We start from the raw sequence: 26,833 nt of genomic DNA on the forward strand, positions 1-26,833 counted from the left end.
GCCTCGGCGGACGCGTGGACCGTAGGGTCCGCCTCGGCGGACGTAAGAACGAAGCCTGACCAACGAGGGATGAAGCGCGGAAGGCCGAGCGTCAATTTGACGTTTGATCCTTCCGCCTTCATCCTTCGTCGTTTGATCCCATGCCGCTCCTGGCCGACCACGACCTCGCCTCTCTCGCCGCCGAGTTTACTCGGCTCGGTCTCCCGTCCGTTCATGCGCGGAAAGTCCTCCGCGAGTTCTACGCCTCGGCCGGCAATCCGACCTCGCTGAACACGGCGACGGTCGGCAAGGGGGTGGTGGCATGGCTCGCGGCGTCGCCGCTGGTGTCGTCGGTTGTCGATCGGCGCAGCGTAAGCCTCGACGGCACGACCAAGCTTCTGGTCCGCCTGGCCGACGGGGCCGCGGTCGAATGCGTGCTGATGCCCACGGAGCGTCCCGACCGCACGATGGCATGCGTGTCCTCGCAGGTCGGCTGTGCGATGGGGTGTGACTTCTGCGCCAGCACGAAGCAGGGGCTCGAGCGCAACCTGACGGCGGGGGAGATCGCCGAACAATTCATCCACCTCAAGCTCGCCGCCGCTCGGACCAATCGCAAAATCACGTCGCTGGTGTTCATGGGCATGGGCGAGCCGATGCACAACCTAGACGCGGTCATCGGCGGGGTGCGGCGGATTGCCGACCCCGAGATGGGCAGTGTCGGCTGGCGACAGGTCACGGTCTCGACCGTCGGCATCGTGCCCGGGATCGACCGTCTGGCCGACGCCGACCTCAACATCCATCTGGCGCTATCCCTGCACGCTCCCGACGACGCCACCCGCGGCCGGCTCGTGCCCATGAACCGAAAGTTCGCCGTCGCCGACATCGTCGCCGCCGCCAGGCGGTTCTACGACCGAACCGGCCGGATCGTGACGATCGAGTACTGCCTGCTGGCAGGCGTCAACGACAGCGACGGGCAGGCGGCGATGCTGGCCGACCTGCTCGAAGGGTTTCGCGCCCACGTGAACATCATCCCCTATAACCCGATCGGCGCGGGTCTGACGGGCATCGCCTACCAGCGGCCGACCGCCGAACGGGTGCTGCAGTTCCTGACGATCCTCCGTGAGGCCGGCGTCGTCTCGCACGTCCGCCAGACGCGCGGCGACGATGTAGCGGCGGCATGCGGGCAGCTACGCGAGATGGCGACGCAATCGACCGTCAAGTGATGATTGGTTGTCATTTGTCTGTGGTCACTGGACGCTGGTCGCGGGACAAGTGACAAGTGACAAGTGACAAGTGACAAGTGACAAGTGACAAGTGACAAGTGACAAGTGACAAGTGACAAGTGACCAATCCGCGACAAAGTCCCTTGTGCTGGCGTATCATTCCGTCGCCCATGCATGACCGGATCACCACACGCCTGACCGGGTTCCCTTTGCACGATGAGTTGCGTGCCCATGTGTCTGCGGTTTTGCTGACCATGCCCCACGAGGTCATGATCGACCTGATCGATGATCCGACCTTCCTGATGTCCGATTACGACCCGCAGGCTGGCCGAACCCACTCGGTGCCTGTCGCACTGCCAACCCGCTCGAAGGCGGCCCGGGCCGTGGTGCTCAAGCGGACGGTGCTTCGCCGGCCGGTCGAGTTCGTGCGTTGGGTGATTGCGCACGAACTGGCGCACGCTCACCTGCGAAATGCCGGCCGTTTCCCCGGCGATGACCCCGAGCACGCCGCCGACGCGCTGGCCGCCGAATGGGGATGGCCGAAACCCGCTGGTTGGGGATGGTGACCTACTCTTCCGGCTCTCGACTCTAAAGTGATGCATCGAACCGGGTGAATCTGACGGCAGTGAATCGGTGCCGAAACGGGAGTCGTCAATTCGCGCTTATTCGGAGCCTGGGACCGCCGAGCGCTTGCTCGGCATGTCGAAGAGCCGAGCAGGCGCTCGGCGGTCCCAGACTCCTCTCCCCAGACCTGCCGTGCGACATATCTCACCGACCTTTTTGTTTGCCAACCATCCGCCTGAAGGATTACCATGCGGCCGACGTCGCCGGACAAGTGGCACCCCGCGAGGTCATTCACGTCTTTCGAGTCTGTTACGGCCGCCGACTTCAGATCGGCCAGGAGAACTTCGATGGTGTTTCCCAACCGCGCCCGCGTTACAGCTTTTCGCGCCCTCTCGCCACGCCGTTCGGCCTTCACACTCGTCGAACTGCTGGTGGTCATCGGCATCATCGCGTTGCTGATTTCCATCCTGCTGCCCTCCCTCGGCCGGGCCCGGATGGAAGGCCAGCGCGTCAAATGCCTGAGCAACCTGCGGCAGATCGGTGCCGCATTCATGATGTACACCGCCGAGAACCAGGGCAGCTTTCCCCAGCATTCCAACTGGGGCAACTGCTACGGCAAGGCCGGGACGGACACCCGATACGACAAGAACCCCAAGACCGGCTTTCTCGGCGAGACTGGCGTGGTCGAAGAGCGACCGCTCAACAAGTACATCAAGGCACCCGAGGTCTTTGCCTGCCCGAACGACATCGGCGACACGCTTCAGACCAACGTCGTCAGTTGCTTCGAGTCCTACGGCACGAGCTACCTCGTGCAGTGGAGTACAGCGTTTGCCGTCAAGAACGTGACCGGTGCCGGCAAAGGCGCGGCGACCAACGCACCGATGAAAGTGGGGCAGGCCAAGCAGACGTCATCGAAGATCGTAACCGGGGACTGGAACTGGCACGCAAACCGGCCCATGAGCAAGGAAGCCACGCTCTGGCACAACCGCAATCGAACCCAGCGAACGTTCAACATGCTGTTCATGGACGGCCACGCCGAGTTTTACTGGTTCCCCAGCACGTACGAGCAGCCGCCGTTCAGCACCAACGCGGCGCCGGTGAATGTCAACGGCACGTTCTGGTGATACGGCTACGACCCAATCTGGCGAGCCTGAAGAATCACCAAGGAGGCAAGGCGACGCCATTGTCGTTCGGGGGCAAGGTCGCTAGTCTCCCCCTCCCTATGGCCGCGCAGATCATCGACGGAATCGCCTTTGCCAACCAGACCAAGCAGGACGTCGCCGCCCGCGCCGCCGCCTTGAAAGCCGCCGGGAAGCCGGTCCACCTGACCGCGATTCTAGTCGGCGGAGACCATGGCGCGGAGCTGTATGCCGAGCGGCAGGGGGACGGATGCCGGGCCCTGGGCATCGATTACACCCTCCTGAAGTTCCCGGTTTCCATCAGCCAGCGAGAGCTCAAGAACGAAATCCGCCGGCTTAACAAGGATGTCGGCGTGACCGGCATCATGATGCACCTGCCGCTGCCGGATCATCTGGACACCGCCCGACTTCAGTACGAGATCGACGTCGTGAAAGACGTCGAAGGCGTCAACCCCGCCAATATCGGCTACGTCGTCTACAAGCACACCCTGATCGCCCCGTGCACGGCGCTGGCGGCGGTGGAACTGGTCAAGAGCACCGGGGTACAGCTCCGCGGTGCCGAGGTGGTCGTCGTCGGGGCGAGCGTGATCGTCGGCAAGCCGGTGGCACTCCTGCTGATCGAGCAGGAAGCGACTGTCACGCTCTGTCATATCGCGACGCGCGATCTGATGGCCCATACCCGCCGTGCGGACGTCGTCGTCGTCGCCGTGGGCAAGGCCGGGCTGATCACCGGCGATCATCTGAAGGAGGGGGCCGTGGTCGTCGATGTCGGCATCAACCGAATCACGCTGCCGGACGGCACGCGCAAAACGGTCGGCGACGTCGATTTCGAATCGGCGAAGGAAAAGGCGTCCTGGCTCACCCCCGTGCCCGGCGGCGTCGGGCCGGTGACGGTGGCAATGCTTCTCCGGAACTCGGTGCGAAGCGCTGAACTACTGAAGTAAGGTTTACCGCACAGTAAGGGCTACTGCGCAACGCTGAACCAGGCGTCCCCATCGATCACTGCGTGCTCACTTCTGGTCAAGCCGCCACTTGATATCGCGGTTGGAACCGAGGTTCGCGTTCGAGAACACATCCGTCCCCGACGTGTTGGGGCCCATTCCGCCCGGGAGGGTCGCGGTGTCATAGCTGGCCGCGTGTCCGTCGAAGAAAAGGATGTTCGTCGTGCGCTGGTTGTTATGGCGGGCATTGAGGCGATCGGCCTCAAAATGCAGGTGCATGAAGATGCCGTCGAACAGGAAAGGCACGCGCGAGGATTCGCGGATCTGCGCCATCTTCACGATGCGGTAGTCGGTCGTGCCGCCCGATGCCGGTACTCGCCGGACCGGGGCCTGGATGGTGTTGAAGTCGCTGATCACCGCATTGACGCCGTACCAGGTGTCGATGACCAGGCCGCTCGATTTGCTCTTGGTCCGCAGCGGGCGGGCGCCTGTCATGTCCTTACGACCGTTCGGCGTTGGGGCGCCATTGCCCGGGTCGGTAAAGGTGTTCCACAGGAAGTCATCGGTCCCACTTGGGCAGCGAAAGATCGACGACTGGCCGCTGATACCTTCGGTCATCGTCCGCAGTTCCGGGGCGGGCAGGTAACGAAGGTTCACAAACATCGTCGCGTAGTTCTCGGCGTCGGCTTTGTGCGAGCCTGTCATCGTCGCGCCGCTGACATCGGCGTAAGTCGCGACGACATGTCCCTGAAACTCCGCCGCGTAGGACGCCAGCGCAACACCGATCTGCCGCATGTTGCTGAGGCACTGCGTGGTCTTGGCAGATTCTCTGGCACGGCTGAGTGACGGCAGCAGGATGGAAATGAGCAGGGCGATAATGCCGATCACGACCAGCAGTTCGACCAGGGTAAAACCGCGAACACTGCCAACACGCAAGCCTGAACGTACAGCCTTCATGGTTCACATCTCCTCAAACCTGACACTAAGGACATGTTAGCAAACCTGACAGGTCCCTGGAGGTCAATCGCGTCCGCCGTGGCGAAATGGCCCTCTAATCTTAGTGGGCGGCTGCACCCACGCAACTGCTTTTCTGGGCAGTGGATGCACAAATGGTTACCACCAGAGGCCCACCACACCTGACCTGAACAGGTCACCCACTCAGTCCCAACTTGCGGCATATACCTTGTGTCTCGATGAGCATGGCCCGGATGTTCAGGGCCCGGCTCATGCAGACCTGAGGACAGGAGAGATCAAATGCTGCGGATTAAGAAGACCATGAAAACCCAGACCCGGCTCGCGCTGGTGCTCTGCCTTGCCCTGTCGGCGATGGCCACCACCCGGGGCGGCCAGGCCCCCGCGACGGCTTCGACATCGGACGGCGTCGTCGCAGCGGCTTCGGCCAAGCCTGTGACGCTCACTCGCGTCAGCGTCGCACTGGCCGACAGCAAGTAACCTACAATCCAGTTGGCTGCCCCGGCATCCCGCCTGCGTCTGGTTCACAACCCATAGCAAAGGCCGCCCAACCTCATACAGGCAGGGCGGCCTTTATCGTTTACGGGCTGATTTACCCCAGGGACGTCTGATGCCCCTCAGGCCCGCGGGCGCAGGGGTGCACCGCTCGTCGGGGGCGACCGCCGTTCCTTTCGGACCGCCCGGATCGCGAACGGCATGGTGATCGGCCAGATAATGCTCAGCGCCATCAGCGGGAAGAACAGGATCAGCAGTACAAGCCACGCATTGCCACTCCCGTGCCGGACGCGGGCGTTCTTCAAAAACTGGGTCAACAGCACCGTCGCCATCACCGCGGCAATCAGCAGGTAGGCTCCGATGGCCCAGCCCGGAATGGACTCCAGAAATCTTGCGACCGCTACCATCGGCAGGAGATACATAGGTGCGATGGTATCCCCGAGGCACGGCGTTGTCGCAGGGCACCTCTACTTCTGCACCAGATCCACCCGCATGGAAATGACCTTCCCGTCGCGCAACACCTTTAGCTCGGTCAACCCCTGCCGGGCGGCGATCGCGGCGGCGAGCGTCGGAATGTTATGCACCGGATCGCCGGCGAGGGTCAGGATCAGGTCGCCCTTCACCAGGCCACCGCGCTCGGCGACGGAATCCTTCATCACCTGGTCGATCCGCACCGCCGGACGATCGCCCAGATCGGCGTTCTGCCGGGCCGGATCGTTGGCGTCAACCTGACTGATGATCACGCCCAGTGTCGCCCGCCGAACTGCGCCGTGACGGACGATCTGGTCCGCGATCAGCTTGCACGCGCCGCCGGAAAGAAACTGCCCGTGCCGCGCGATCCCGGCAACTTGGCCGTCGATCGTCAGGACAACACCCAGATCACGCGCTCCGCTGCTCCAGACCGCTAGCCTCGCGGCACCGTCGATCGGCGACAGCATCAGTACGACGGACCCTTCCGGCAGTGGCTTATCCGACAGGATCACCGGCTTGCCGAGGCAGGCAAAGGCGTCGGCCGCATTGGCGCCATTCTTGGCTTCGGCCTTGCTCTTGGCGTGCGCGGGGGCATTCAGTTGCAGGACCGTCAACTGGGTCTGCTGATCCGAACCCACGAACCGGGCATAGATCGGTTCCCCGTCGCCGCAGGCCAGCTTGATCGGCTGCTCTCCGACCGCTTCACGCTCCACGTAAACCGGGACCAGGACATGATGATCATTGAGTAACAGACCCAGGCTGTTGGCGGCGAAGGGTTGTTTGTTGGCTACCGCAACGTTGCTGACCGCCTGCTGCTGTGGCTGCTGTTCCATCGCCTGCTGCGGCGGGACGATGATGGTGTATCCCTGCTGACCCTTATTTTGGAGCGTGTTGTCTCCGGCACCGCCGGGAACGCCGCCGGGCGGAGCACCGACCGTGGACTGACTCGCCGACCCCGAGTTCGATCCCACATTCGACCCCGAGTTCGATCCCGGGTTCGACCCCGGCGATGTCGCCGGACCGGCGCGGTTGGCCGAGTCGGCGTCGTAATTCCCGCGCGTCGCCCGCTGCTGCAGGCTCTGGCGGACCTCGGAATTGAGGTTCCACTTCTGGAACCGGGCATCGTTGGCTACGTCGTTGTTCCAGCGCGGCGTCGGCATCTGCACCCGCAGGACGCTCCCCTGCATCCGCTCGAACAGGCTGACGCACTCGAAGTTCAGCCGCTCCAGTTCCGGAAAAGCAGGTCGGGTTGCCGGCCTGGTCGCCGCCTCGCTGCTCTGACCGGACGATCGCGGAGCGATCGTTGCCTGTAAGACCAGGATCGCCAGCAATAGACCGGTCGGTCGGCGGCGGCGGGAATGGGCGATTGGCTGACTCAATTCATCAACTCCGTCAGTGTCGCAGCCGATCCGGCGACGACACTTCAACGTTCGGGGCTACGAACCGCTTCTAAAGTCCGGACTGCATCAGGACCGTCTGCCCATACTTCGCCTGGGCCTGTTCGGCCTCCCACTTGCTAAGTTCCGCGGCGAACGCCTTGGCGTCCTCGAGCGTGTCGAACTTTTGAATCGCGGTGATGTTGCCAGCTTCGTCGGTAAGCGCGACCTGATAAAGGAACGGGGCAGCCGAACCGCCTTCGGCAATCGCTTTGGCACCATCGGGCGACTGGCCCGGCGTCATGGCAGCCGTCGCGGTCGAACCCCGTCCGATCCATCCGGCCGAGAAACAGACCAGGCACGCTGCCACGGCAATCCCGGCGCGAACGTAGTTCCGCGAACGCTCCCAGAAACCGGCGCGACGGATCGATCGCACCACCTGCCGCGACACCGTTCGGCTCTCGGCGACCGAGCCTTCGAGCGACGTCCAGACCGCCTGACGGACGGTGAAATCCTCGCTCAGGCGCGCCAGTGCCGACGACAGATCGGCATCAGCGGCAAGCCTCTGCTGCAACGACTGCAACTGGGCCGACGAAAGCTCGCCGTCGAGGTACGACTCCAGCAAAGCCAGGTCCGGATCGACCGGAAGGTCATCGGAGGATGGGTGGGGGTGATGATTCACGTTTACTCCTCAAAATCGCAGCGTTCACAATCGTATCAATCCGGGTTCGAGCCGCCGATCGCACGGCAACGACTACCGCTCTCGCTCGTCGGTGCCTTCCTTAAGCATCTCCGCCAGCAATCGCCGGCCGCGATGCAGCCAGGTCTTGATCTGCGGAATGCTCGCATTCAGCACCTGGGCGATCTGCACGTAGGCCATGCCTTCGTATTCACACAACACCAGGGCGGCGCGGAAGTTTTCGGGCAGCCGACCGATCGCCTGGCGGACCCGCGCGACAGTCTCACGGTCGATCATCGGATCGGCCGGGGACGCATCCTGACCACGGCGGCCGCGGTCGTCGGGATACTCGTCGGCAACGACCGACATCCGCGGCTGACGCAAAAGCCGCAAGGCCTCGTTGACAACCGCCCGGCGCATCAGTGCACCGGCGGCACCCGGGTTGGCCCAATCATAGCGCGCGCGGTGTTGAAAGAGATTCGTCAGTGCCTGTTGTACAACGTCTTCGGCACTGGCCCGGTTCCCGGCAATCGCCCGGGCGATCGCCAGCAGTCGCCGTGTGTGCAGACCGACTGCCTCTTCGAAGAGACGAATCGTGTGCGGGTCAGGGCGTGCGGCCACCTCGGCGTGACCGTCAGGGAGGCTGCCAGTCACGGCTTCAAGTGCGGATTGCGGTGTCGTCGCGCCCGAAAGATTCATGCGACGGATCTCGTCAGGGCATTCGGCGGCGTCCGGAGACAATGTCCGGCGGCTTCCGCCACCATCCGTTTCGCCGCGGCTCACATTACACAGAACGCGCGACCCCACGAGAAGTTGCAGCGGATCGGGGAATCTCTGAATGCGGCGTAGCCTCCGATCTCCATAAATCGCGAAAATGTGGATTCCTATTCCCTCGATTCATCACCATTTGCGCGAAGCGGATGTATATTGTTCAGATCGCATGAGCACCCAGGCTAAGGTTAGTTCGGGCGCGTCATCGCCTCTTGGCACCGGGAACACGTTGACATGATGGAAACTCGGGAAGGCATGTTTGATCCTGAGTCCCAGATCGGACTTGGCGACAAGGCAGTTCGGCTGGCGGGTCTTGATCCCACCATTGATCCCAACCCCATCACCATCCAGTCGCCAGGACTGGGCGCAGGCGCCGGAATGGGTGCCGCGTTCGAGCTGAAGTTCCACATTGACCCCGATCTGGCGAGTCGCGTCGAACATTGGGCCGCTGGGCACCTCGTCCCGGACTGCCACGGGAATGCCGGCAAATACGCCGTCACCAGCGTCTACTGCGACACCCCGACGTTCGATGTCTTTCACCGCTCGCCGGGCTATCGCCGCGTAAAGTTTCGCCTGCGTCGGTATGATGCCTCGACCGAGGCATTTCTGGAGCGCAAACGGAAGCGCGGGACGCAGGTGATCAAGCGACGGACGTCCATAAACTTCGAAGAGTTGCCGAGGCTCTCAGACCTCGCAGCTGCCCAGCCCTGGGCCGGCAACTGGTTCCACAAGCGGGTTTGCCGTCGCAATCTGCGACCCACCGCGTGCGTGAGCTACACCCGCACCGCATTCTTCGGAATGGCAGACGCCATGCCCGTCCGCATGACGATCGACCGCGACCTGATTGGAGTCCCAACCGATCAGTGGCACATTCCGCATCTGAGCGCCGGAACACCGTTGCTGCCCGACGGCGTCCTGGTGGAACTGAAGTTTCATGTTCAGGTACCGACGATCTTTCGCGAGCTGATGACCATGCTGCCGCCGCAACTGGCGCGGGTATCGAAGTATCGGCGATGCATCACCGCCTGCGGCATCGGACCGGGCGCCTCCACTTCGGCCGCCAGCGGGGAGACTTCCTGATGCCCTGGTGGCTAGAGCAGACGTTACAGGTCGAACAAGAGATCACACCGGCGGTCATCCTCAAACGACTGGGGATCGCGTTCGTCTTCGGGTGCGTGGCGGCGGGGATCCATCGGTTCACTTGCAGACGCACCGTGGACGGCGACCAACCCGCGCTGGCGGCGACGCTGGTGCTGCTGGCCGTCCTGATCGCGTTGGTCATGCTGGTGATCGGTGAGAGTGTGGCGCGGGCCTTCAGCCTCGCCGGCGCACTGGCGATTGTGCGATTCCGAACGGTCGTTGAAGACACGCGCGACACGGCCTTTGTCATGTTCGCCGTGATCTCAGGCATGGCTGCCGGCACGGGCTACTTCATGGGGCCCATCGTATGCACCCCGGTCGTCCTGCTGGCCGCCTGGCTGTTCAGGAAGCGCCCGCACTCGCTGAATAGTCCGCAGTCCCGGCTCACCATCCGGATGGCATCGGGCAAGACGATCCATCCCCGAATCGGCGAGATCCTGACCACCAGCGTCAGCTGGCACCGCCTGTCGGGACTCAGCACGGCCCGCGGCGGCACGGCGCTGGATGCGACTTACGACATCGAACTCCCGCCGGCCGAAGCGGTTTTCACGCTGGTTGACGAGCTGTCAAGAATAGAGGGCGTCCAGGACGTCGAACTCAAGTAGAATACGCCCCGCCCGAAGGAGCATCCCATGGACCGGCAATCCCCCTCGCGTCGCGAGATCCTGACCTTCGCGGTATCGGCCGCAATCGCTTCGGTCCTCCCCGAAATCGCATCGGGCAAGAGCCTCAACGAGCAGCGCAACGAGCTCTTTGACGGCGGCAAAATTCTTACCCTCGCGATCGAGATCGACAACGACGGCATGAAGTCGCTGCGCGAAGACACCAAAAAGTACGTCAAGGCGCAGATCAAGGAAGACGGCCAGCCCAGGTACAAAAACGTCGGCGTGAAACTCAAGGGGGCAGCCGGAAGCATGCGCGGCGTGGACGACAAGCCCGGCTGGACCCTCAACATGGACAAGTTCGAGGACGGTCAGCGGTTCTGGGGAATGGACAAGCTCCACCTCAACAACTGCGTCCAGGACCCCAGCTACATCTCAGAAGGGCTTTGCGGCGAGATGTACCGAGCCGCCGGCGTTCCCGCCTCGCGACTGACCAACGCCATCGTGAGCCTCAACGGCCGCAAGCTCGGCTTCTATGCCATTAAAGAAGGCTACGACAAGGGATTCCTTAAGAACCACTTCGGCAGCACCGACGGCAACTTCTACGACGGCGGATTCCTCAGAGACCTCGACCAGCCACTCGAAAACAACAACGAAGGCAAGGACCCGGCCAAAGACCATGCCGACCTCAAATCGCTGATGGAAGTGTCGCAGGAAGCGGACCTGCAACGCCGGTTCGACCGGATGAGCCGCCGGCTCGATATCGATAAGTTCGTCAGCTACCTGTCCCTCCAGATGCTCACTTGGGACTGGGACGGCTATCCGATGAACCGAAATAACTATCGCATCTACCACGACCCCAAGACCAACCTCCTGACGTTCCTGCCTTCGGGCATGGACCAGATGTTCGGCGATCCGAACGGGCCTCTGTTCCCCAATGCCCAGGGCGTGATCGCGCAGCGCTTTCTGGAAACGCCCGAAGGCAAGAAGCGTTATTTCGCCCGCACCGAACAATTGCTTGCCGATGTGTTCGTCCCCGATCGCTGGTCCAAGCGCCTCGATGAACTCCTCGCGCGCGTGCAGCCGGCTCTTAAGCAGGTCAGCGAAGGCGCGGCAAAAGACCTTCCCGGCCAATTCGATCGCATCCGCGACGGCATCAAGCAGCGGGCAAAGAAGATCAAGGAAGACCTGGCCAAGTCAAAGGCGAAGAAGTAGGGGGACGACCGCCGGACCATCAACGCCCCAGCGCATCAGGCGTACTCTGCGATGCCGCCCGAGTTGGATCGCTTCAACTCGCGCGCCGCCGCTCCCTACAGGATGAGTTCCGATGCCAACCCCACCGCTGTCGCGCCGTCAGTTCCTGTCCACGTCCGCCGCCGCTGCGGCCGTCACCGCAGTTGGCCCTTCAATCGTACCGTCGTCGGTCTTCGGTGACGCCAAGGCCGCCGCGCCCAGCGAACGGCTCACGCTCGGCTTCATTGGGATGGGTAAACAGAATGGCGGCCATCTCAGCCGGATGCTTGGCAAGCGCGAGACGCAGGTGCTGGCCGTCTGCGATGTCGATACCACCCGCCGGGAAGACGCCCGGCTCAAATCCGTCAAGAAGTACGACGAGCTGAAACGCGCCGGCGGCAACTCGGTCACGCCCTACGTCGATTACCACGAACTGCTCGCCCGCAAAGACATCGATGCCGTCGTCATCGCGCTGCCCGACCACTGGCACGCTGCGGTCTACATCGACGCCGCCAAGGCGAAAAAGCACATCTACGGCGAGAAGCCGCTGACGCTCACCATCAACGAAGCCAAGGCCTGCATCGACGCCGTCCGCAAGCACAAAGTCGTCTTCCAGACCGGCAGCCAACAGCGGTCGAGCAACGAGTTCCGCAAGGCGATCGAGTACGTCCGCAGCGGGCGCATCGGCAAGATCAAGCGCGTGCTCGTCGACGTCGGCGGACCGAGCAAGCCCTGCGATCTGAAGGAAGAGCCGATGGAGCCGGGGCTCGACTGGGAACGCTGGCTAGGCCCGGCACCGCTGCGGCCGTACAACTCGGTCCTGAGCCCGCGCGGCGTGCACAACCACTTCCCCGCCTGGCGTTCCTACCGCGAGTACTCCGGCGGCGGCCTGACCGACTTTGGCGCCCACCACTTCGATATCGCCCAATGGGGCCTTGGCATGGACCGCAGCGGCCCGGTCGAGATCATCCCGCCCGACGACGTCAGCAAAGGTAAAGGCGTCAAGTTCGTCTACGCCAACGGCATCGAGATGATCCACCAGACCTGCGGGTTCATCATCTTCGAAGGCGAATCCGGCAAGATCATGGTCAACCGCGGCAAGCTGCAGAGCGATCCGGAATCCATCCTCCTCGACCCGCTGACCGACAAAGACTGGCGGCTGCCCAAGACACCCGGTCATCACGAAAACTGGATGGAGTGCATCAAGACCGGCGCATTACCCGAGTGCGACATCGAGATCGGCGCCCGCAGTGTCACAATCTGCCATCTGGCCAACCTGGCCTACTGGAACAAACAGAAGATGAAGTGGGACCCGCAGGCGTGGAAGTTCGTCGACGGCCAGGGCGACAACGCCTGGCTCGGCCGCGACCGCCGCGGACCGTACACATTGCCAGAGGCATAAGCGCCGTTGCGGCGGCGGGGGGCCGTGTGCCCCCCAAAGGCATAAGGGCACGGGATGATCAATCTGGGCAGGCCATGCCGGTGGTGGCCGCCGTGTCGGTTCGGATGCCCACCCTACTTCCGTTCCAGCAATCCCAACCGCCAGGGGATCTCGCCGTACTTCTTACCTGCCTTGTCCTTGTCCAAAACACCCTGGATCAGGAACTTCAGGTTGTTCGGATCGATCTCCATCTTCTCGTCTACGCCGGCGCGGAGTAGCTCGCCGTGGCTGACGCTGTCGGTCCAGCGGTTTCCGGCGACGGGTTCGATGTTGTCTAGGCTCGCGAAGGGGTTCTTCACGCTGTCGGCGACGGGTTTCCACTGGCCGTCCAGGCGGTCGGAGTGGTACGCCTTGTAGTATCGCCGGCCGGCGGCCTGGGCTTCGACGATCGTCAGGTACCTGGGCTCGCCTTTGATTTTGTAGGTATGACTGGCTTCGAAGATGTCGGCCTGCAGCACCACCTGCGGCTGACTCCATCCCTTGGGGAAATCGGCCAGCTTGGTATCCGATCGCCACATCCGGCCGTCGTTGGACGTGGCAAAGAGCCGGGCGTGGGTGTCGTCGCAGATGATCCAGAAATCGATCCAACCCTTGAGGCCATCCGGGCCGGTGTCGAAGAGGTAGGTCGGCTTCGACCAGGATGCGGGGTCGGCCAGGTCCGTCGTCGTCGATAGCACCGGCTGCAACTGCGGCTTTCGGTCGGGCTCGCCGACCTGGTAGAGCAGATACCACTTCTTGTGCGGCGTGAAATAGAACACCTGCGGGGCGCAGAAGTAATTGTCGCGCACCGTCAGGATATGCCGCGGAGATTCGTTCGCCTTGCTCCAGTCGGCGAACGCCACGTACTCGATCTGGTGCGTTCGCTTTTGGCTGCGGATGGTCGAGAAGACGTGCCACTTGCCGTCGTGAAAGACGACGGTCGGGTCCTTCACAGCAACGCACGGGTCGGCGGGTCGATCCGCTGGGGCGATCAGCGGTGGCGACAGCGTCCAGCGGAACGGCGGCTGCAACGGTCCCGGGGTGGATCGCGTTGGCGCAGCCGGTGGGCCATCGGCGGCGATCAACGCGAACGGAATCAGAACCAGAACCGACGCAATGACAAAGGTTTGTCGCAAAGCTGGTCCTCCTCGGCCGCCCAGCTTACCGCCAGCGGCATAGACTGTCGCTGGCGTCCCCTTTTGACCGATAACCTTTAAAGGACCTGGCGACCCCTTCGCGCCGATGCCGCGCCAGGGGCCGCTGCGCCCGAACTAACGAGGACCCCGCGTTGGCCGCCACGATCACCGTCTTTCTCAAGCGTCTGCCCGGCGGCCAGGACCTGCCGTTGCCGGTGCGCATGACCGAAGAATCGGCCGGCGTCGATCTGCGCGCCGCAGTCACCCAAACCATGACGCTGCCGCCGGGCGACGTGCTGGTCGTCCCTTGCGGCTTTGCGATGGCGATTCCGAAGGGGTACGAGGCGCAGGTCCGGCCCCGAAGCGGCCTGGCGAGCAAGCACGGCATCACGCTGGTGAACTCCCCCGGCACGATCGATTCCGACTACCGCGGCGAAGTGATGGTCCCACTGATCAACCTTGGCAAGCTGCCGTTCGTGATCGAACGGGGCATGCGCATCGCCCAGATGCTGGTGCTGCCGGTACCGCCGGTGAGCTTCGTCGAGGTCGACGCATTGGAAGCGACAGGCCGAGGCACCGGCGGATTCGGGCACACGGGACATTGAAGAGTAGTCAGTCGTCGGTAGTCAGTCGTCGGTAGTCAGTGGTCAGTGGTCAGTGGTCAGTGGTCAGAGCCGGTGCCGAAACTCGTACCAACCATCGACCGCAGCCTCTGACTGCTGACTCCCAGCTTCCGACTACTGACTACTGACTACTGACTACTGACTACTGACTACTGACTACTGACTACCGACCACTGACCACACTGACTCCTACGACAATGAACAGAGACAACCTCCCCAAGACGCTCGCGTTTTTCGTCGCCGTCGGCCTCTGGGCCTTCCTGGCGTTGAGCTTCTGGAGCTTCAGCCCGACGGACTGGCCGAGCCATGCCGTCGACCCCTATCCGCCGGTGCAGAACCTCTGCGGTGCGGCGGGCGCATTCGTCGCCTACTGGGCGTTTGTCGCGGTGGGTCAGGGCGTCTTCCCGGTACTGTTGTTCACGGCGGTCATGCTGGGGTTGTCGCTGGCGCAATCGAAAGTCCGCGACTTCTGGATGCGCGTCGTCGGCCTGTCGCTGATCGCCGTCGCCTGGGCGACCGTTGTCCACCACTTTTCACCTGGCTCGAACCAGGGCCTGCCGGAAGGGCGCGGCGGCGTGCTGGGCATTGGTGCCGCGGGCTTCCTACACCAGTACTTCGGCAACGTCGGCACGATGCTGGTGTTGATGCTGTCGATCATCGTGGGCCTGCTGCTTGCAGCCGATGACATCCTGCTGGCCGCGCCCAGGGCGATCATCGGCATGCTGACCGTCGCCCGCAGCAAGACCGCACACCTGCGGTTCAACTTCGCCAACCTGCCGAAACTGCCGGCGATGCCGCGGTTCATCACCCGCGATGTCGCGTACCGCGTCGCGCCCGCCGACGAAGACGAAGAGGTCGATGCCGTCGGCACTGTCGCCCGATCGAAACTCGCCGCCCGCGCAGCGACCTTGCCGGCCGCCGGCAAAGGCGGTCAGGTCTTCAAGCCCGATCCGACCAAGGCCGCCGACCGCAACTGGATGCAGCGCATCGGTACCTGGGCAGGCTTCCGGTCCCGCGCCGCCGACGATGCCGTGATCGCCACGATCAACAACGAAGACGACGATGTCGAACTGAACTACCGCGACGACGGCACCCCCGGCGAAGGGGCCGCGCACGATGCGGCGTGGTCAGACGACGACTTTGGCCCCAGTGAAGCCGCCGTCATCCCTCCGCCCGATCAACAGAAGCCGGTCCGCGCCGCGCCGGTCATCCGCCTGCCCGGCATGGGCCGGCCGATGATCGTACCTGCCGTTCCGACGGCCGCAGGCGCAAACGGCCGTGTGCCCGCGACAGGCGGAACAGCGTCCCCAGCCAACCCGGCAAACGATGCCCGCGCACAGAGCCGTGTGCCCCAACAGGACGACGCCGACGACATCGACCAGATGTCCGACGACGACGAGAACCTGGCCGCGCAGACGCACGCGGTCGATTCCGACGATCAGTCGCCGCTCGTCCCCGAGCCGCCGGTGGTGCGGAAGGACATCATCGTCAAGCTTCCGACGATGATTAAGCCGCGGCAGTCGTCGCCGCCGATCGCCCCGAAAGAGCTCGGCGAATACCAGTTGCCCGGCTGGGAATGCCTGGAGGACGCCGAGCAAGGCTACACCGAAAGCCAGGAGTCATTCGTCCGCGAGCAGGCGGCGATGCTGGAACAGGCGCTCAAGGAGTTCAATATCGACGCCCACGTCGTCGAGATCGACACCGGCCCGGTCATCACCATGTACGAGCTGGCGCTGGCCCCGGGCATCAAGGTGAGCACGATCAGCGGGCTGTCCAACGACATCCAGCGGTCGCTCAAGGCCGAAACCGTGCGTATCGTCGCGCCCATTCCGGGCAAGAACACCGTCGGTATCGAAGTGCCCAACGAGCAGAAGGAGAAGGTCCGGTTCAAGGACCTCATGCAGCTCGCCGCGCCCGAGCAACAGGGCAAGATGGACATCCCGCTGTTCCTCGGCAAAGACGCCAGCGGCGAGCCGCTCATCACTGACCTGTCGAAGATGCCGCACTGCCTGATCGCCGGCACCACCGGTTCGGGCAAGTCGGTCTGCATCAACACGATCATCATGTCGATCATGTACAAGCAGCGGCCCGACATGGTGAAGCTGGTACTGTTCGACCCGAAGGTGGTCGAAATGGCGATGTACAAAGACATCCCGCACCTGATGTGCCCCGTCATCAACGACGCCAGCAAGGCCACCAGCGTGCTGGAATGGGCGTGCGAGAAGATGGACGAGCGGTACGAGTTCCTGGCCGAGGCAGGCGTGCGAAACATCAAGGGGTACAACAGCCTGACGCAGGAAGAGCTGATCGAGCGCTTCCAGCCCGGCACGCCGGAGGAAGAGGCGAAGATCCCCAAGAAGATGCCGTACATCGTCATTATCATCGACGAGTTGGCCGACCTGATGATGACCAGCGGCAAGGAAGTCGAAGCGAGCATCGTGCGCATCGCGCAGAAGGCGCGAGCGGTCGGCATCCATCTGATCCTGGCGACACAGCGACCGAGTGCGAACGTCGTCACGGGCCTGATCAAGAGCAACATGCCGACGCGGATTGCGTTCCGCGTGCAGAGCAAGATGGACAGCCGGATCGTGCTTGACCAGAACGGTGCAGACCTGCTGCTAGGCCACGGCGACATGCTGTTCCTGCCGCCGGGCGCGAGCAAACCGACGCGGGCGCAGGGCACGTTCATCGACGACAAGGAAGTCCGCGAGAGCGTGAAGATCGTCAAGGCGATGGCCGAGGCGCAGTACGAGCCGGAACTGGTGCAGATCAAAGCGACTGGCAACGTCGACGAAGAAGCCGCGAAGGACGACCTGTTCGATGCGGCGGTCCGCGTGGTGCTGGAAACCAAGCGAGGCAGCGTGAGCCTGCTTCAGCGGCGGTTGACGATCGGCTACGCCCGCGCCAGCCGCCTGATCGAGGCGATGGCCGCCGCTGGAATCGTCGGCGAATACAAGGGATCGCAGGCCCGTGAGGCGCAAATCACGGTCGAGGAATGGGACGCAATGTGCGCCGCCCGCCAAGCGGATGTGGAGGATGGGATGTCGGTGTGAGAGAAGGGTCGGTCAGGCCGTTAGACGGCGCTTCACTATCTCTCGCAGGAGGGCCAGGACACCTCCGCCGTCCGGCAGACAGTGTCAACCTGAAGAATGCCACCCAACTTCCCGGGGTGGAACACCGTTGTATCGCGATCTTCGATCCGAACGACCTGGGAAGTGCCTGCCCATGAATGCACATGACCTTGGACGACGGCGGTGGGCCGCAACTCTGCAACCAGCCCACGCACGCAGTCGTACCAAACACCGCCATTAGGAACATCTCGCGTCAGTTCACGCATGCCTGGGAATCGAGGCGGGTAGTGCGTGAGCAGGATGAGTGAATCGCTCGGCATCAGTATGCGATTGGCCGCCCGCAGTACCGAGTCACAAGGTCCGCGAAGGTCGCTCTCCAGCGGCAACTCGTAGTACGTCTCTCCACACCAACCGATCCCGGCGAGGACGAGACTTTCGGCGATTCTTACGACGCGACCCGTCACGTCATTGGCGTGCCGGAATGCGTGCACATCGTCGACCGTGTCGTGGTTGCCTTTCACAACGAACACCGGAAGAGGCCTTTCCTTAAACCACCGAGCAACCGGCGCGCGGAGGAAGTCCTGCAACGGGTCCGAATCGTCGCCGACAATTTCCGGTCCCTCGACTACATCGCCGGCATGCAGCCATGCGGTGGCGCTGGCCTCGTCAAGATTTGGTGGCACCTCGGTATGGGTGTCTGAGCAACAAAGAAGGCGATAGATCACGGCGGAATCATACGCACATCGACTGGGACGCTGCTTAGAGTGTGCGAAAGGATCCAGGAACGCCGAGCTCCAGCTCGGCACTTTTGGGCCGAGCTGGAGCTCGGCGTTCCCAGGGTGCTTTGATATCGCCGCGCGTGACGCCCGCCGCGCCGCCGCTACAATCCGCCGCGTGACTGCTGAACGAACCATTCGCGTGTCTCTGCAAGGGCATGCCTACGACATCACTGTCCGTCCGGGGCTGCACGCCGATGCCGGGGCGAAGCTGCGGGCGCTGAGCAAGGCGGCCAAGGCCGTTGTCATTACCGATTCGAACATCCCGGCGGCGACCGTCTCGGCGATGGTGACCTCCCTCGCCGCCGCGGGGTTTGCCGCCACCGTTGCCACCGTGCCGGCGGGTGAGGAACACAAATCGGTCGAGCATGTTCTCAAGCTGTACGACCAGATCCTGCCGCTGCGGATTGACCGGCATACGCCCATCGTCGCGCTCGGCGGCGGTGTGATCGGCGATATGACCGGCTTCGTCGCGGCGACCATCCTTCGCGGCGTGCCTTTCGTGCAGTGCCCGACGACCCTCTTGTCGATGGTCGACGCCAGCGTCGGTGGCAAGACCGGCGTCAATCACACCGTCGGCAAAAACCTCATCGGCGCGTTCCACCAGCCGATCGCGGTGCTGGTCGATCCCAACGTGCTCAAAACGCTGCCGCAGCGCGAACTTCGAGGCGGCCTGGCCGAGTGCATCAAGCATGACCTGATTCGCGACGCCGAGGGGTTCGCGAATCTCGAGAAAGATATCGGCCGGGCCCTGGCTGTCGATATCAAGTACCTGACCGAACTGGTCGCGCATAACGTGGCGATCAAGGCGCGGGTGGTGGAGGCCGACCCGTTCGAACGCGGCGAACGTGCCCACCTCAACTTCGGCCACACCTTCGGCCACGCCATCGAGAGCATCTCGAAATACAGCTATTCCCACGGCGAATCGGTCGCACTGGGCATGGTCGCGGCCACGCGGCTTGGCGTTCTGCTCGACCTGCTTTCCGAGGCCGATGAACGGCGCATCCGCAACGTCATCACCGCCGCCGGATTGCCGATCGACGGCCTGAAGCTCGACCGGAACCAGGTCGTTGATTCGATGGCGTTCGACAAGAAGGTGGCCGGCGGGAAAATCCGCTTCGTCCTGCTCGACGGCATCGGCAAGGCGGTCGTGCGGGATGATGTACCGGTCGCCCTCGTCCGCGAAGCGGTTGAATCGCTCGTGTAGGGCGGGCACCACCGCCGCTGCCCGCGATGCAGGCCCAGGGATCATTACGCCAGGATCTCCTTGATCACGTGCCCGTGCACGTCCGTCAGCCGGCGGTCGATGCCGTTCTGCCTCACCGTCAGTTTCTCGTGATCGATGCCCAGCAGGTGCAGCATCGTCGCGTGGATGTCGTAGACGAGCGTCGGGTGGTCGCGATCCAGCGGCTTGTAGCCCCACTGATCGCTCAGGCCGTGTGTGACGCCCCCCTTGATCCCGCCGCCGCAGAGCCAGTTGGTGAACACGTACGGGTTGTGATCGCGGCCTTTGCCGCCTTGCGTGCTGGGCATGCGGCCGAACTCGGTCGTCCAGAGGATGATCGTGTCGTCGAGCATGCCGCGCTGCTTGAGGTCCTGGATCAGCGCCGCCGCACCTCGGGCCATGCCTGTTGCCAACGGCCCGTGATCGCGCTCGACGTCTTCGTGTGAATCCCAGTTACGGCGGGGGAAGCCGTTGTCGTTGCCGCTCCAGATCTGCACGAACCGCACGCCACGCTCCAGCAGTCGCCGGGCGGCCAGGCACTTCTGCGAGAAGTAGTAACTCTCCTCCTCGGCATTGATGACGGCCGGCCAGTTGGGAGGCCGGGTATCGAGGCCGTAGAGCTTCAGGATATGCGCGGGCTCGGCCTTCAGATCGAGCGCCTCGGGCGCGGCAAGCTGCATCCGCGCCGCCAACTCATAACTGCGGATCCGCGATTCCAGTCGTGGGTCGCCGGCACGACTTTCGGCATGCTGGCGGTTCAGGCTGGCCATCAGCGACTGCGCCTGGGCCTCGCTGGCGGCGTTGATGTACTTGCCCGCCGCGTGCGGGCGAAGGTCGGCGATCGGCATGTCGCTGCCGGGGTAGACGACATTGCCGCTGTGCTGCGCGGGCAGGAACGCCGCGTCCCAGTTCTTGACGCCGTTGCTCGCCATGCCGCGGTGATCAGGCAGAACGACGAACGTCGGCAGGTTCTCGTTCATCGAACCCAGTGCGTAGCTCACCCAGCATCCCGCGCCGGGAAAGCCCGGCAGTTGGAAGCCGGTCGCCTGCAATAGGGTGCCCTGGGAGTGGATTCCCGTCTTGCCGACCACATTGTGAATGAACGCCATGTCGTCCACGCACGCCCCCAGTGGCGACACGACATCGCTGATCATCTTGCCGGACTTCCCGTACGGCTTGAAGTCCCACACCGGCTTAAGCCACGGCCCCAGCCCGTTCTGAAACGCTTCGACCTTCTCCCCGAAATCGCTCGGCTTGCCGTGGTGCTTGATCAGGTCGGGCTTGAAATCCCAGAGGTCGATATGGCTCGCCGCGCCAGCCATGAAGAGTTGGATGACCCGCTTGGCCCTGGGCGGCCGGACGACCGAAGGATGCGGCGCGGGCGCCGCGAGCGCCTCACGACCTAGGAGCGACGCCAGCGCCAGCCCGCCGAACCCACCGCCGGCATTGGCGAGAAAGTCGCGGCGGGACGGGCGGGTCTGTCCGGCTGACGATGGCATGTTCATGGTGGGTCGCCTTTACCCGAAACCGACGGCTGTCCGTGACACGGGTTTCCAACCCGTGCGAGCGATGTCGTCGTACATCGACTTCAAATCCTCTAACTCCGGCGCACCTTGCACGGCTTGGAAAGCCGTATCACGGAACGTCGTTGGATATCATCCACGCTGCTCAATCCACGAACACAAACTCGTTCAGGTTCAACAGCACCCGGCACAAATTGGGCAATCCGCTGGTGCGGACGAACGACTTCATCTGCTCACGCTCGGCGGCCGTCGGGACTCGGGCGAGGGTCAACCGGCAGGCGCGATCGATCTGGGCATCGCCGTCCGCCCCGGCGTCCTGCCACAAGCGCGCCGCCATCGCCTCGGCCTGCGTCACCATGAAGCCGTTGTTGAGCAGCGCCAGCGCCTGCGCCGGCGAAACGCTCTCGTTCCGCTTGTCCACCCGCATCGACGGGTCGGCGCAATCGAGTGACGTCATGAACGGCTGAAGCTGTGACCGCACCGTGAAACGGTAGATCGACCGCCGCCATGTCTTCACATCGTTCGGATCGGCCTTGTCGTAACGGTAGTGGGGCGAATGCTCCGGGTGTTCGACGATGAAGTCCTGCCAGCCGGGCCCGCCCATGGTCAGATCGAGCTTGCCACTGGCGGCGAGGACCGCATCGCGAACGGCCTCGGCCTCCAGCTTGCGGCGGTTCTGCCGCCAGAGCAGGTTGTTGTCCACGTCCACCGCAACGGCGCCGGCATTGTCGGCCGACGAAGACTGCCGGTACGCCGCGCTGGTTACGATCAACTTATGCAGCCGCTTGAGCGATCCGCCGCTGTCGCGGAAGTCGGCGGCGAGCCAGTCGAGCAGTTCCGGGTGCGTCGGCGGCGTGCCCATGCGGCCAAAGTCGTTGGGCGTCAGCACGATGCCCTTGCCGAAGTGGTACTGCCACACTCGATTGACGATGCTCCGCCAGGTCAGCGGGTTCGCCGGGTCGGTCAGCCAGCGGGCCAGCGCCGCCCGGCGGACGCCTTCGCCTTGCTGATCGGGGATCTCGAATCGCGATCGGAGCGACTTCACCGCGCTGAGCGCGCCCGGTCCGACCGGCTTGCCCGGCTGCGTCACCTGCCCGCGGGCGAGCAGGAAAATCGGCCTGGGCTTGCCGCCCTGAGGTCCGGTCCCTGCGAAAGCACCTCGCCCGGTGTGGATCGCACCGGCGAAGACGACCCTGGGCGGCGGAAGTTTCGACAGTTCCTTCGCGGCCGAGGCGATCTCGCCCGCCAACGCCGCCGACCGCGTGCGGATCGCCGCGTCGGTGACGCGGGACATCAGTTTGTCCCGGCGGTCGCGAAGCGCGGCGAGGTCCGCGCCGCCGCCCGTCTTGGCGGGGTAGACATCGTCCGTCAGGTTGCTCCGCCGCCAGCGAACGGGGGCTTCGACACTGTCGATTGATGTGACGGCCGCGCCGAGCGCGGCATTGCGATTCTCGGCGTCGAACGCCTGAAGTTCCGCCAGCGCGAAGATGAAGTCCCCCTTGCGAGGCGCGAGCTTGGTCGCGGTCACACGCACGTAGCGCGCCGACTTCCCGCCGGCGACGAACGTTCGCGGCGTTGTGCCGGGGTTGGCGTAGTCCTCCAGGTCGTGGGCGGCAATAACGGTCGGCGTACCGCCGAAAGCCGGGTCGTCGCTGGCTTCGATCCGGAACCGCACCGGAAAGCCGAACCCGGCACCGATCCCGTTGAAATCATCCCACACGCCGGCGAGCACCACGCGCTGAATCGCGACACTCTTGCCCAGATCGACCTGCACCCACTTGCGCGTTTCCTGGTCCTTGGCGATGCCGCTGTGCCAGCCATACTCGGGACGCCGCCCCTGCGGCGCGGCCGACTCGGCCGATGCAATCTGCTTGTCGAGGTCGGCCAGCTCGGCTCCGCCGGCGGTTTTGATCTTTGCTGCGAGCGCCTTCTGCTCGGCCTCCATCTCGGCTTTGCGTGCGGTCAGGCGTGACCGCGACGCGGCGACGACCGGATCAAGGTCATAGGTCTTGTCCGTCCGGTCGATCGCCGCGAAGACCGCCTGCAGCGCGTAGTAGTCTTCCTGCGAAATCGGGTCGAACTTGTGGCTGTGGCACTGGGCACACTGCACCGTCACGCTCGCCAGGGCGCCGACGGCGGTGCCGACCATGTCGTCGCGATCGAGATGGCGGGCGATCTTGCCGTCGATCTTGCTCTCCGGAACCTCGGCGTGGCCGATGAAGTCCCACGGGCCGGCGGCGAGAAAACCGAGCGCCTCGATCCCGTCCGCCGTGCCGGGGTAGAGCACGTCGCCGGCGATCTGTTCCTGGATGAACCGCGCGTAGGGTTTGTCATCGTTGAGGGCGCGAATGACGTAGTCGCGGTAAGGCCAGGCATTGGGGCGGGGCTTGTCCTTGTCGTAGCCGTGCGTGTCGCCGTAATGGACGACATCGAGCCAATGGCGTGCCCAGCGCTCGCCGTAGCGCGGCGAGGCGAGCAGGCGATCGACCAGGGCTTCGTAAGCTTTGTCGGCGTTCACCGTGAAGTCGGAAACAAACGTGTCGAGCTCTTCGGGCGTCGGCGGAAGGCCGATCAGGTCGAAGTGAACCCGCCGGGCGAGTGTCCGCGCATCGGCCGGCGGCGACATCGCCAGCGACTTCTCGGCCAGCCTGGCCACGATGAAGGTATCGATCGGATTCGCGGATTTCGCGGCGACGGTCGGGCTGGGCACGGCCGGTTTGGCCAGCGGCTTCAAGCTCCACCAGTCCAGCGGATCGGCCGCCGTGGCAGTCGCCTCGTCCGGCCAGATCGCGCCGGCGTCGATCCACTTGCGGATCGTCGATACCTGCTCCGCCGTCAGTCGCGGCTTCCCGCTTTTGGGCGGCGGCATCAGGACGTCGTCGTCGGCGGACGTGATATGACGGACCAGCGTACTCTTGCCCGAATCGCCGGCGACGATCGCCGTCTCGCCGATGTCGCCGCCTTTCATCGCGTAGGGCCGGACGTCGAGCCGGTATCCGCTGCGCTGCTTCTTGGGGCCGTGGCAGTCGATGCAACTGGATTCAAACAGCGGTTTGATGTCCCGCCGGAAGTCGGGCGGCGTGTTGGCAACAGCCACACCGCAGGAAGCGAATGAGAGCGCGACCAGAAAGATGCTGATCCGGCTGCGGCGGTGATACATCATGAATCGACTCCAGTGAGGCACGTCGCCTGTTGTATCACTGGACGCCGATACGCGTTGTCGGCGGTCCAAGCTGGACTCAAAGGGTCCTGGTGCCGTGTCACACCTTGATTCTGGGATAGATCAGGTGCCATGGCCTACGGTACTCCGCTGCCCGTGGTACGACATGCGTCGCGCGAAACCACGGGCAGGCGAGTACGCCAGCCCATGGCACCCAATCCCAAGATCAAGCATTGACGCAGCACCAGGGTCATCCGAAGTCTTCATACGACTTCGCCGAACGAACCCGGCGCGGCGTTGCCGTGGACTACCGCCACTTCCGCCCGTCGAGGATGAACTTCTGGATGCGATCCGCCGGCTCGGCGAGTTTCAGGTCCTTCACCATCGCCTGCGCCCTGGCCAGGGGGACGTGGCCCGCGCCGGTCATGAAGTCGAGTGTGTTCAACGCCGCGAGACTCTCGTAGACGTTGCCGTCGCGGAGGACGCCTTGGAGCGCGGCGACGGCCTTTTCCGTTTCGCCGATGTACCCCAGCGCCTCGGCGGCGACGACGCGGACGTCGGCCATCGGGTCGGCGAGTGCGGCGAGCAGGGCGTCTTTCGCCGGCGCTGCCTTGTCCTTCAGGATGAGGCAGCCGGTCGCGGCCCAGTACCGCATGACCGGGTGCTCGTGCTTCAGAAGCTTAATGAACTCGGGCAGCGCCTCAGGCTGCGCGTCCGACGCGATGTCGGCAAGAGAGATGATGTCGCCGATCGGGTAGGCATTGCTCTGGGCGTAATCGTAGATGGTCTTGTCGCCGGCGAGCCTGGGAACCATCCCTTCGGGGATGAAGCCGGTGTCGCGGGTTTCGGTCATCTGCCGAACCAGGTGTTGGTGCAGCTCCGCGACCTTCGGATTCTGCGGTCCCTTGCTCGCGAGGTTTGCAAGTTCGAACGGATCGGTGGTGATTGCGTAGAGCTCGGATGCGGCCTTGGGCTTCCAGTAGGCGGCCTGGGCCTCGTTGCACCGGCCCGCCTCAAAAGACGCGTACCAAGCCCGCATGCTCGGCTGCACCTGAAACGGATAGGAATAGTTCTGTCCCCATGGCCGGTGCGGGCTGTAGTTGCGAACGTAGCGGAAGTTCTGTGTCCGCACTGATCGGGAGAAGTCGTACCGCTCGTCCATCCGCCCGCGGTGCATGAAGACCTCGTCGCGCGGCGCGGTCCGGCCTTCCCCGAGGAATGGCTTGCCCTGGTAGTTCTTCGGCGTCTCGATGCCGGCCAGGTTGAAGACCGTCGGCGGCAGATCGACGAAGGTCGCCAGATCGTCCACCCACTGACCCGCGGCGACCGGCGATGCCTTGGCCCATTTGCCAGGGATGCGGACGACCAGCGGCACGCGCGTGCCGCGATCCTGGATGCTGCGCTTGCCGCCGGGCATCGCTCCGCCATGGTCGCCGTAGTAAAAGATGAAGGTGTCTTCGGCCAGGCCCGCGCGCTTCAGTTCGTCGATCACCGCGCCGACCTGCCCGTCCATGATCGTCATCTGGTCGTAGTAGTTGGCCCAGTCCCGGCGGATGTCCGGCTCGTCAGGGTGGTAGGGGGGAAGGACGATCTTTTCCGGCGGAATGCGAAACGTCGTCTTGCCCGCCTTGGGTGCGACCTGGCTTTCGTGGCTCGACGTGAAGTTGAACACGGCAAAGAACGGCTGGCCGGGTTTGCGGTTCTTGTAGTGCGCCTTGTTGCTGCTCTCGTCCCAGATCTTGTTTCGACCGACGATGTTGTAGTCCGTCTTCGAGTTGTTCGTGCAGTAATAACCGGCAGCCCGGAGGACCTCCGGATAGGTCTTGAAGCTGTCCGGGATCGCGACCTTGCTGCGATGATTCTGGATGCCGAGCGACGACCCGTACATGCCGGCGATCAGGGTCGATCGTGCCGCCGAGCAGACCGGCGCATTGGCGAAGAAGTTGCGGAAGCGGATGCCCTCGGAAGCGAGCTTGTCGAGGTTCGGCGTTTGCGCCTGCGCATCGCCGTAGCAGCCGAGGTACGGGCTGTTGTCTTCGCTGGTAACCCAGAGAAAGTTGGGCCGGTCGGCGGCGTGGACCGCAGTGGTGAAGGCGATGGAAAGGATGAGGATGAGAATGTGGAGATGTCGCAGCATAGGGTGAGTGTAGATCGCCGAGGTCGCGTGACTATTGCCCGAATGCGTGGAGGACACACATTCTTGTCTGTCACTCGGGACCCAAGGGATGTTTCGAATTACGACCGGCTGCTTTTGGTGGGACGGACAATCTTGTCTGCCCCGCCAGATTATCCCCGAAGAAAGAGCGGTCGTTCG

At 63.8% G+C, this 26,833-nt stretch carries 22 protein-coding genes; 12 read left to right on the plus strand and 10 right to left on the minus strand.

Annotated features, from left to right (window positions below; all coding sequences use genetic code 11):
* Positions 1 to 140 precede the first annotated feature (140 nt).
* From rlmN to IPV69_RS21800, 4 genes are all read left to right on the plus strand, one after another.
* Positions 141 to 1,202, plus strand: coding sequence for a 23S rRNA (adenine(2503)-C(2))-methyltransferase RlmN (rlmN, locus tag IPV69_RS21785; protein WP_206291835.1), 1,062 nt, complete (start codon positions 141 to 143; stop codon positions 1,200 to 1,202).
* Between the two features lie 254 nt (positions 1,203 to 1,456).
* Positions 1,457 to 1,768, plus strand: a complete 312-nt coding sequence (locus IPV69_RS21790) for an ImmA/IrrE family metallo-endopeptidase (RefSeq protein ID WP_206291836.1) — start codon at positions 1,457 to 1,459, stop codon at positions 1,766 to 1,768.
* 345 nt (positions 1,769 to 2,113) lie between these two features.
* Positions 2,114 to 2,890 (plus strand): type II secretion system protein, encoded by a 777-nt coding sequence (locus tag IPV69_RS21795; protein WP_206291837.1) that lies wholly within the window; start codon positions 2,114 to 2,116, stop codon positions 2,888 to 2,890.
* Between the two features lie 98 nt (positions 2,891 to 2,988).
* On the plus strand, positions 2,989 to 3,849 hold the full coding sequence (locus IPV69_RS21800; RefSeq protein ID WP_206291838.1) for a bifunctional 5,10-methylenetetrahydrofolate dehydrogenase/5,10-methenyltetrahydrofolate cyclohydrolase: 861 nt from the start codon (positions 2,989 to 2,991) through the stop codon (positions 3,847 to 3,849).
* A gap of 66 nt (positions 3,850 to 3,915) precedes the next feature.
* Here IPV69_RS21800 and IPV69_RS21805 read toward each other — a convergent pair whose 3' ends face one another.
* Positions 3,916 to 4,803, minus strand: coding sequence for a type II secretion system protein (locus IPV69_RS21805; protein WP_206291839.1), 888 nt, complete (start codon positions 4,801 to 4,803; stop codon positions 3,916 to 3,918).
* 297 nt (positions 4,804 to 5,100) lie between these two features.
* Here IPV69_RS21805 and IPV69_RS21810 point away from each other — a divergent pair, with 297 nt between their 5' ends.
* A complete protein-coding gene (locus IPV69_RS21810; RefSeq protein ID WP_206291840.1) occupies positions 5,101 to 5,298 on the plus strand; it encodes a hypothetical protein in 198 nt (65 codons plus the stop codon).
* A gap of 137 nt (positions 5,299 to 5,435) precedes the next feature.
* On the opposite strand, the gene IPV69_RS21815 is transcribed toward IPV69_RS21810, so the two are convergent.
* The 4 genes from IPV69_RS21815 to IPV69_RS21830 form a co-directional block, all read right to left on the minus strand.
* Positions 5,436 to 5,735, minus strand: a complete 300-nt coding sequence (locus IPV69_RS21815) for a hypothetical protein (protein ID WP_206291841.1) — start codon at positions 5,733 to 5,735, stop codon at positions 5,436 to 5,438.
* A gap of 45 nt (positions 5,736 to 5,780) precedes the next feature.
* Entirely contained in the window at positions 5,781 to 7,163 is a 1,383-nt protein-coding gene (locus tag IPV69_RS21820) for a S1C family serine protease (RefSeq protein WP_206291842.1), read from the minus strand.
* A gap of 70 nt (positions 7,164 to 7,233) precedes the next feature.
* Positions 7,234 to 7,842: an anti-sigma factor gene (locus tag IPV69_RS21825; RefSeq protein ID WP_206291843.1), complete on the minus strand. Its 609-nt coding sequence runs from the start codon at positions 7,840 to 7,842 to the stop codon at positions 7,234 to 7,236.
* Between the two features lie 72 nt (positions 7,843 to 7,914).
* Positions 7,915 to 8,538, minus strand: coding sequence for an RNA polymerase sigma factor (locus tag IPV69_RS21830; RefSeq protein ID WP_206291844.1), 624 nt, complete (start codon positions 8,536 to 8,538; stop codon positions 7,915 to 7,917).
* A gap of 306 nt (positions 8,539 to 8,844) precedes the next feature.
* On the opposite strand from IPV69_RS21830, the gene IPV69_RS21835 reads away from it, so the two are divergent.
* The 4 genes from IPV69_RS21835 to IPV69_RS21850 all read left to right on the plus strand — a co-directional run bounded on the left by IPV69_RS21835 (position 8,845) and on the right by IPV69_RS21850 (position 12,987).
* Positions 8,845 to 9,690 (plus strand): polyphosphate polymerase domain-containing protein, encoded by an 846-nt coding sequence (locus tag IPV69_RS21835; protein WP_206291845.1) that lies wholly within the window; start codon positions 8,845 to 8,847, stop codon positions 9,688 to 9,690.
* Positions 9,690 to 10,355, plus strand: a complete 666-nt coding sequence (locus IPV69_RS21840; RefSeq protein WP_206291846.1) for a DUF4956 domain-containing protein — start codon at positions 9,690 to 9,692, stop codon at positions 10,353 to 10,355. Before IPV69_RS21835 ends, IPV69_RS21840 begins: the two co-directional genes overlap by 1 nt.
* Positions 10,356 to 10,382: 27 nt before the next feature.
* Positions 10,383 to 11,567, plus strand: a complete 1,185-nt coding sequence (locus IPV69_RS21845; protein ID WP_206291847.1) for a CotH kinase family protein — start codon at positions 10,383 to 10,385, stop codon at positions 11,565 to 11,567.
* A gap of 112 nt (positions 11,568 to 11,679) precedes the next feature.
* Positions 11,680 to 12,987 carry a Gfo/Idh/MocA family protein gene (locus tag IPV69_RS21850; protein ID WP_206291848.1) on the plus strand — a complete coding sequence of 436 codons (1,308 nt, stop codon included), beginning with the start codon at positions 11,680 to 11,682 and terminating at the stop codon, positions 12,985 to 12,987.
* Between the two features lie 113 nt (positions 12,988 to 13,100).
* Here the strand turns inward: IPV69_RS21850 and IPV69_RS21855 are convergent, their stop codons facing one another.
* Complete coding sequence (locus IPV69_RS21855; RefSeq protein ID WP_206291849.1) at positions 13,101 to 14,141, minus strand: non-reducing end alpha-L-arabinofuranosidase family hydrolase; 1,041 nt, start codon at positions 14,139 to 14,141, stop codon at positions 13,101 to 13,103.
* Between the two features lie 152 nt (positions 14,142 to 14,293).
* Between IPV69_RS21855 and dut the strand changes: the two genes are divergently transcribed.
* Both dut and IPV69_RS21865 read left to right on the plus strand, forming a co-directional pair.
* Positions 14,294 to 14,746: a dUTP diphosphatase gene (gene dut / locus IPV69_RS21860; RefSeq protein WP_206291850.1), complete on the plus strand. Its 453-nt coding sequence runs from the start codon at positions 14,294 to 14,296 to the stop codon at positions 14,744 to 14,746.
* A gap of 215 nt (positions 14,747 to 14,961) precedes the next feature.
* Positions 14,962 to 17,817 (plus strand): DNA translocase FtsK, encoded by a 2,856-nt coding sequence (locus tag IPV69_RS21865; RefSeq protein WP_206291851.1) that lies wholly within the window; start codon positions 14,962 to 14,964, stop codon positions 17,815 to 17,817.
* A gap of 35 nt (positions 17,818 to 17,852) precedes the next feature.
* Here the strand turns inward: IPV69_RS21865 and IPV69_RS21870 are convergent, their stop codons facing one another.
* A complete protein-coding gene (locus IPV69_RS21870; protein WP_206291852.1) occupies positions 17,853 to 18,560 on the minus strand; it encodes a metallophosphoesterase family protein in 708 nt (235 codons plus the stop codon).
* Between the two features lie 169 nt (positions 18,561 to 18,729).
* On the opposite strand from IPV69_RS21870, the gene aroB reads away from it, so the two are divergent.
* Complete coding sequence (gene aroB, locus IPV69_RS21875; protein ID WP_206291853.1) at positions 18,730 to 19,818, plus strand: 3-dehydroquinate synthase; 1,089 nt, start codon at positions 18,730 to 18,732, stop codon at positions 19,816 to 19,818.
* Positions 19,819 to 19,862: 44 nt separating this feature from the next.
* Here aroB and IPV69_RS21880 read toward each other — a convergent pair whose 3' ends face one another.
* From IPV69_RS21880 to IPV69_RS21890, 3 genes are all read right to left on the minus strand, one after another.
* Positions 19,863 to 21,341 (minus strand): DUF1501 domain-containing protein, encoded by a 1,479-nt coding sequence (locus IPV69_RS21880; RefSeq protein WP_206291854.1) that lies wholly within the window; start codon positions 21,339 to 21,341, stop codon positions 19,863 to 19,865.
* A 163-nt stretch (positions 21,342 to 21,504) separates the two neighbouring features.
* Positions 21,505 to 24,522: a DUF1553 domain-containing protein gene (locus IPV69_RS21885; protein WP_206291855.1), complete on the minus strand. Its 3,018-nt coding sequence runs from the start codon at positions 24,520 to 24,522 to the stop codon at positions 21,505 to 21,507.
* A gap of 304 nt (positions 24,523 to 24,826) precedes the next feature.
* Positions 24,827 to 26,656 (minus strand): sulfatase-like hydrolase/transferase, encoded by a 1,830-nt coding sequence (locus IPV69_RS21890; RefSeq protein ID WP_206291856.1) that lies wholly within the window; start codon positions 26,654 to 26,656, stop codon positions 24,827 to 24,829.
* Positions 26,657 to 26,833: the final 177 nt, after the last annotated feature.

The sequence above is a fragment of the Humisphaera borealis genome (assembly GCF_015169395.1).
In the GTDB taxonomy this organism is placed as follows: Bacteria; Planctomycetota; Phycisphaerae; order Tepidisphaerales; family Tepidisphaeraceae; genus Humisphaera; species Humisphaera borealis.

Bases quoted from the DNA above. Each gene is read 5' to 3' on its own strand.
- IPV69_RS21890 (WP_206291856.1), bottom strand. From the start codon at position 26,656: ATGCTGCGACATCTCCACATTCTCATCCTCATCCTTTCCATCGCCTTC.
- IPV69_RS21880 (WP_206291854.1), bottom strand. From the start codon at position 21,341: ATGAACATGCCATCGTCAGCCGGACAGACCCGCCCGTCCCGCCGCGAC.
- IPV69_RS21815 (WP_206291841.1), bottom strand. From the start codon at position 5,735: ATGTATCTCCTGCCGATGGTAGCGGTCGCAAGATTTCTGGAGTCCATT.
- IPV69_RS21800 (WP_206291838.1), top strand. From the start codon at position 2,989: ATGGCCGCGCAGATCATCGACGGAATCGCCTTTGCCAACCAGACCAAG.
- IPV69_RS21845 (WP_206291847.1), top strand. From the start codon at position 10,383: ATGGACCGGCAATCCCCCTCGCGTCGCGAGATCCTGACCTTCGCGGTA.
- IPV69_RS21865 (WP_206291851.1), top strand. From the start codon at position 14,962: ATGAACAGAGACAACCTCCCCAAGACGCTCGCGTTTTTCGTCGCCGTC.
- IPV69_RS21850 (WP_206291848.1), top strand. From the start codon at position 11,680: ATGCCAACCCCACCGCTGTCGCGCCGTCAGTTCCTGTCCACGTCCGCC.
- IPV69_RS21805 (WP_206291839.1), bottom strand. From the start codon at position 4,803: ATGAAGGCTGTACGTTCAGGCTTGCGTGTTGGCAGTGTTCGCGGTTTT.
- IPV69_RS21790 (WP_206291836.1), top strand. From the start codon at position 1,457: ATGCCCCACGAGGTCATGATCGACCTGATCGATGATCCGACCTTCCTG.
- rlmN (WP_206291835.1), top strand. From the start codon at position 141: ATGCCGCTCCTGGCCGACCACGACCTCGCCTCTCTCGCCGCCGAGTTT.
- IPV69_RS21830 (WP_206291844.1), bottom strand. From the start codon at position 8,538: ATGAATCTTTCGGGCGCGACGACACCGCAATCCGCACTTGAAGCCGTG.
- IPV69_RS21810 (WP_206291840.1), top strand. From the start codon at position 5,101: ATGCTGCGGATTAAGAAGACCATGAAAACCCAGACCCGGCTCGCGCTG.
- IPV69_RS21885 (WP_206291855.1), bottom strand. From the start codon at position 24,522: ATGATGTATCACCGCCGCAGCCGGATCAGCATCTTTCTGGTCGCGCTC.
- IPV69_RS21840 (WP_206291846.1), top strand. From the start codon at position 9,690: ATGCCCTGGTGGCTAGAGCAGACGTTACAGGTCGAACAAGAGATCACA.
- IPV69_RS21795 (WP_206291837.1), top strand. From the start codon at position 2,114: ATGGTGTTTCCCAACCGCGCCCGCGTTACAGCTTTTCGCGCCCTCTCG.
- IPV69_RS21835 (WP_206291845.1), top strand. From the start codon at position 8,845: ATGATGGAAACTCGGGAAGGCATGTTTGATCCTGAGTCCCAGATCGGA.